This is a genomic window from Mycobacterium sp., assembly GCF_032161845.1.
Classification (GTDB): Bacteria; Actinomycetota; Actinomycetes; order Mycobacteriales; family Mycobacteriaceae; genus Mycobacterium.
Window position 1 is genome coordinate 1 of record NZ_JAVRQA010000470.1, and the last position, 4,815, is coordinate 4,815.

A 4,815-nucleotide genomic window follows, 5' to 3' on the forward strand; every position below is an offset into this window, starting at 1 on the left:
ACGTCCCGCGCGCTCGGCGCGGCCTGCGTCTGGTTGGGCGTGAACCAGGAAAACAAACGCGCGCAACGCTTTTACGCCAAGCAGGGGTTCACCATCAGCGGCACCAAGACGTTCCGCCTCGGCGGTCACCTCGAGAACGACTACGTGATGGTGCGCCCGCTGTAGCGCTAATGTCCGCCGGCAGCGGTCAGGGCCAGCAGCCGCGACGTAGCGCGCAGGTACTTCTTGCGAAAACCGCCCGCCAGCATCTCCTCGCTGAAGACCGTGTCGAGCTTGGTACCCGACGCCACCACCGGTATGCCCGCGTCGTACAGCCTGTCGGTGAGCGACACCAACCGCAGCGCGACGCTCTGGTCGTCCAACGGATGAACCCCCGTGATGAACACCTCGGTGACACCGTCGATCAACGCCTGGTACCGCGACGGATGCATCGTCGCCAGGTGGGCGCACAGCGCATCGAAGTCGTCGAGTGTGGCACCCGGTACGTCCGAGGCCTCGGCGCGCACGTCGTCGTCGGAGGGCGGCACCGGCGCCGGCGGCAGATCGCGGTGCCGATAGTCCGGCCCCTCGATCCGCACCGTGGTGAAGATCTTTGCCAGCGTGTTGATTTCACGCAGGAAGTCCTGCGCCGCGAACCGGCCCTCACCGAGCTGTTCGGGCAGCGTATTCGACGTCGCCGCAATCGAAACCCCACGCTCCACCAGAGCCGAAAGCAGTCGCGATATCAGCGTCGTGTTCCCCGGGTCGTCGAGTTCGAACTCGTCGATGCAGACCACCACGTAGTCGGACAGCAGGTCGATGCACTCGAGGAAGCCGAAGACACCGGCGAGCTGCGTCAGCTCGCCGAACGTCGCAAAGGCTGCCGGGCCGGCGCCGGTGTCCGCGAGCGTGTAATAACTCGACGCCAACAAGTGGGTCTTGCCAACGCCGAAACCACCGTCCAGGTACACCCCGACACCGGGCAGCACCTCGCGCTTGCCGAAGAGCTTCTTCTTGCCGGCTCGGCGCTCAATGGCCTGTTCGCAGAAGGTTCGGCACGACTGCACCGCCGCGGTCTGCGACGGTTCGGCCGGATCCGGCCGATACGTGTCGAAGCTGACGTCGGAGAACGTGGGCGGCGGCACCAGCCCCGCGACCAGTCGCTCCGGCGTCACGCGCGGCTGCCGATCCGTCAGACGATTGACACCGCTGGCCCCAGACATGAACGAACTGTATCGACGTGCTGCAATGGTCAATGTGTCCGATGCCGATGCTGCGACCGAGCTCACAGAGCTAGGCCCCCTGGGCAGCACGTTCGACACCGACGACGACGGGCGGCTCGCGGCCTTCTACTCCTATCCGGAGAACCTCGACCGCTGCTGGGTACGCGCCAACATGATCTCCAGCCTCGACGGCGGCGCCACCGACGACGGCAAATCGGGCAACTTGGCAGGGCATGGCGACAAGGCGCTCTTCATGCGCATGCGCCAGGAAGCCGACGTGGTCCTGGTCGGCGCATCGACCGTGCGCATCGAGAACTACTCCGGCGCCCAAATGTCCTTGGCTCAGCGCCAAGACCGACAGCGCCGCGGCCAGGCCGAGCTGCCGCCGATCGCCGTCGTCACCCACAGCGCCGACTTCGAGCACGACGCGAAGATCTTCACCCGCACCGAGGTACCGCCGCTGATCGTCACCTGCCGCGACGCCGTCGAGGACGCCCGCGGCCGGTTCAACGCATTGGCCGAGGTCATCGACGCGTCCGGCGCGCACAGCGACCGCGTCGACCCCGCGGAGATTCTGAGGATCTTCGCCGCACGCGGGCTGCGTCGCGTTCTCTCCGAAGGTGGGCCGTCGCTCATTAGCCTGCTCATCGAGAACGACCTCCTCGACGAACTCTGCGTCACCATCGCGCCGATCCTGGTTGGCGGTGCGGCCCGCCGCATCGCGACCGGATCTGGTGAGGCCCACACCCGCATGCGGCGTAGTCACCTGCTGAGCGACGACGAGGGCTACCTCTACACCCGGTACGTCAAGGACGAGTGACACGGCCGACCCCCCGTCGCTTCGCTCGTCCCCCGCCCGGCAAGGGGATCGCTCGGCGATCGCTAATGTGGTCCCCATGCGTCGGCATCGTCAGCTGCTCAGGGCCCTCTGTCTGCCCGCCGTCGCGGCTGTCGTGCTCGCCGGCTGCGCACCGGGGCTAGCCGCCAACCCCCGGTTCGCCACCGATTCGGGGGCCGGCCCGCAGGGCGAACCGCCGAGCACGTCCGTCGCGGCGGGACCGCCGGCGATCGAGGCGCCCAAGAACGACCTGCCCTGGCGGGACTGCACGGCGCGGGTCTTCAGTCAGGCCGCCGTCCCCGCCGTCCCCGGCGTGAGCCTCGACTGCGCCAGCTTCGATGCCGACCTCGACTCGATCAACGGCGCCTCGGGGACGATCAGCATCGGGGTGGTCCGCGCGAAGTCCGTCGCAACGCCGTCAGACGCCGGTCCCCTGGTGATGACGACGGGAACGGACCTGCCGTCCTCCGCCCAGCTGCCGGTGTGGCTCTCCCGCGGCGGCGCCGACGTCCTCAAGACCAACCCGATCGTCGCCGTCGACCGTCGCGGCATCGGCTTGTCCGGCGCACTGGACTGCCGCGACCTCTTCAGTCGCCAGGAGATGCTCGACCAGGCTCAGTTCGCCTCGGGCGACGACCCGGTCGCCAACCTCAGCGCCGTCGTCCAGACGGCGACGACGAGTTGCACCGACAGCATCGCCCCCGGCGACTCCGCCTACGACAACGCGCACGCCGCCGAAGACGTCGAACGGCTTCGCAGCACCTGGGACGTCCCGACGATCGCTCTACTCGGCGTGGGTAACGGGGCACAGGTCGCACTGGCGTACGCGGGTTCACATCCGAACAAGGTCTCCCGGCTGGTGCTCGACTCGCCGCTGCCACTCGGCATCGCCGCCGAGGCAAGGGCAGAACAGAAGGTCAAGGGCCAGCAGGCCGCGTTGAACGCCTTCGTCGCGCAGTGCGTCGCCTCGGCGTGTGCGCTCGGACCCGATCCGAGGGGCGCGATCGACGCGATGCTGGCGAGCGCGCGCCAGGGGACCGGCCCTGGCGGCGCTTCGGTGGCCGCGCTCACCGATGCCATCGCCACCGCGCTCGCCTTCCCCCGCGGCGACTTCGTCTCCTCGACCAACGCGCTGGCCGGCACCCTCGCCGCGGCGCGCGGAGGGGACATCACCCAACTCAACGCGCTCGTCAACCAAGCCGAGACGACCCGGGAGACCGACGGTCAGTTCGTCAACGGTTGCAGTGACGCCCTCAACCGGCCGACCCCCGACCGAGTGCGCGAACTCGTCGTCGAATGGAACAAGCTCTACCCCGAGTTCGGCACCGTCGGCGCCCTCGATCTGGTGAATTGCCTCGCCTGGCCCAGCGGTTCGACACCGCCGGACCCTCAGAACCTCAAGATCCCGGTGCTGCTGCTCGGCGTGCAGAACGACCCCGTCGTCGGAAACGAGGGCGTCGCTGCCGTCGCCGCGACCATCATCAACTCCGGTGCCGCGAACCGCCGCGTGATGTGGCAGGGCGTCGGCCACGGTGCCAGCATCTACTCGACGTGCGCGGTGCCGCCCGTGCTGTCGTACCTCGGCACCGGCAAGGTTCCCGAGACCGACACGTACTGCCCCGCCTAGCTTGTCGCTCGTGGCGTCCGGTGTACGGTGCGCTGGTGGCGGTACCAGAGACGTTGTTGAACGCATTCCGACCCCGCACCACCCCGCCGAATGCCGCAACCGTTCTGCGCTCGGTGCTCTGGCCCGTCGCGATCCTCTCGATCGTGCACCGCAGCTACGTGCTGGCCACGAACGGCTACATCACCGACGACTTCGGCCCGGTCTACCGCGCGGTCATCAACTTCAAGCTCGGCCTCGACATCTACAACGAGCACTTCGACCAGGTGGATCCGCACTACCTGTACCCCCCGGGAGGGACGCTGCTGCTGGCGCCGTTCGGCTATCTGCCGGTCGACGCCTCGCGGTACTGGTTCATCACCTTCAACACCATCGCGATCCTGGTGGCGGCGTACTTCCTGCTGCGGCTGTTCAAGTTCTCGCTGGCGTCGGTCGCCGCGCCCGCTCTGCTGCTCGCGATGTTCTGCACCGAAAGCGTCACCAGCACACTCGTCTTCACCAACATCAACGGTTGCGTCCTGCTCGGTGAGGTCCTGTTCCTGCGGTGGCTGCTCAGCGGGAAGATCAGCCACGAATGGCTGGCCGGCATCGCCATCGGGTTGACGCTGGTGGTCAAACCGTCGCTGGCGCCCCTGCTACTGCTTCCACTCCTGAACCGGCAATGGCGGGCGTTGGTCCCCGCCTTCGGCGTGCCACTGCTGTTCAATGCCGCCGCGTGGCCATTGGTGAGCGACCCGATGGGCTTCGTGCGCAACACGGTGCCCTACATCTTCTCGGTGCGCGACTACTTCAACAGCTCCATCCAGGGCAACGGCATCTACTACGGGTTGCCGCCCTGGCTGATCCTGTTGCTGCGCTTGGGCTTCCTGGCGCTGGCGATCGCGAGTCTGTGGCTGCTGTACCGCCATTACCGTCAGCGCGACCCGCTGTTCTGGATGGTGACGTCATCCGGCGTGCTGTTGATCGCGACCTTCCTGGTGACCTCGCTGGGCCAGGGCTACTACTCGATGATGCTGTTCCCCTTCCTGATGTCGGTCGTGCTGCCCAACTCGGTGATCCGCAATTGGCCGGCCTGGCTGGCGATCTACGGCTTCATGACGATGGACCGCTGGCTGCTTGGCCACTGGCCAACGACCGGGCGCTACCTGGAG

At 67.5% G+C, this 4,815-nt stretch carries 5 protein-coding genes; 4 read left to right on the forward strand and 1 reads right to left on the reverse strand.

All coding sequences use genetic code 11. The features are described from left to right. Window positions 1-165, forward strand: a 165-nt coding sequence (locus tag QOD90_RS25535; protein ID WP_526354344.1) for a GNAT family N-acetyltransferase, incomplete at its 5' end; no start/stop codon positions are given. A gap of 2 nt (window positions 166-167) precedes the next feature. Here QOD90_RS25535 and zapE read toward each other — a convergent pair. Continuing rightward, window positions 168-1,202, reverse strand: a complete 1,035-nt coding sequence (zapE, locus tag QOD90_RS25540; protein WP_526354336.1) for a cell division protein ZapE — start codon at window positions 1,200-1,202, stop codon at window positions 168-170. A 25-nt stretch (window positions 1,203-1,227) separates the two neighbouring features. Here zapE and QOD90_RS25545 point away from each other — a divergent pair, with 25 nt between their 5' ends. The 3 genes from QOD90_RS25545 to aftC form a co-directional block, all read left to right on the forward strand. Continuing rightward, window positions 1,228-2,022 carry a pyrimidine reductase family protein gene (locus tag QOD90_RS25545; RefSeq protein ID WP_526354338.1) on the forward strand — a complete coding sequence of 265 codons (795 nt, stop codon included), beginning with the start codon at window positions 1,228-1,230 and terminating at the stop codon, window positions 2,020-2,022. 76 nt (window positions 2,023-2,098) lie between these two features. Next, window positions 2,099-3,667 (forward strand): alpha/beta fold hydrolase, encoded by a 1,569-nt coding sequence (locus tag QOD90_RS25550; RefSeq protein WP_526354340.1) that lies wholly within the window; start codon window positions 2,099-2,101, stop codon window positions 3,665-3,667. 20 nt (window positions 3,668-3,687) lie between these two features. After that, on the forward strand, window positions 3,688-4,815 hold a 1,128-nt coding region (aftC, locus tag QOD90_RS25555), incomplete at its 3' end, for an arabinofuranan 3-O-arabinosyltransferase (RefSeq protein ID WP_526354342.1).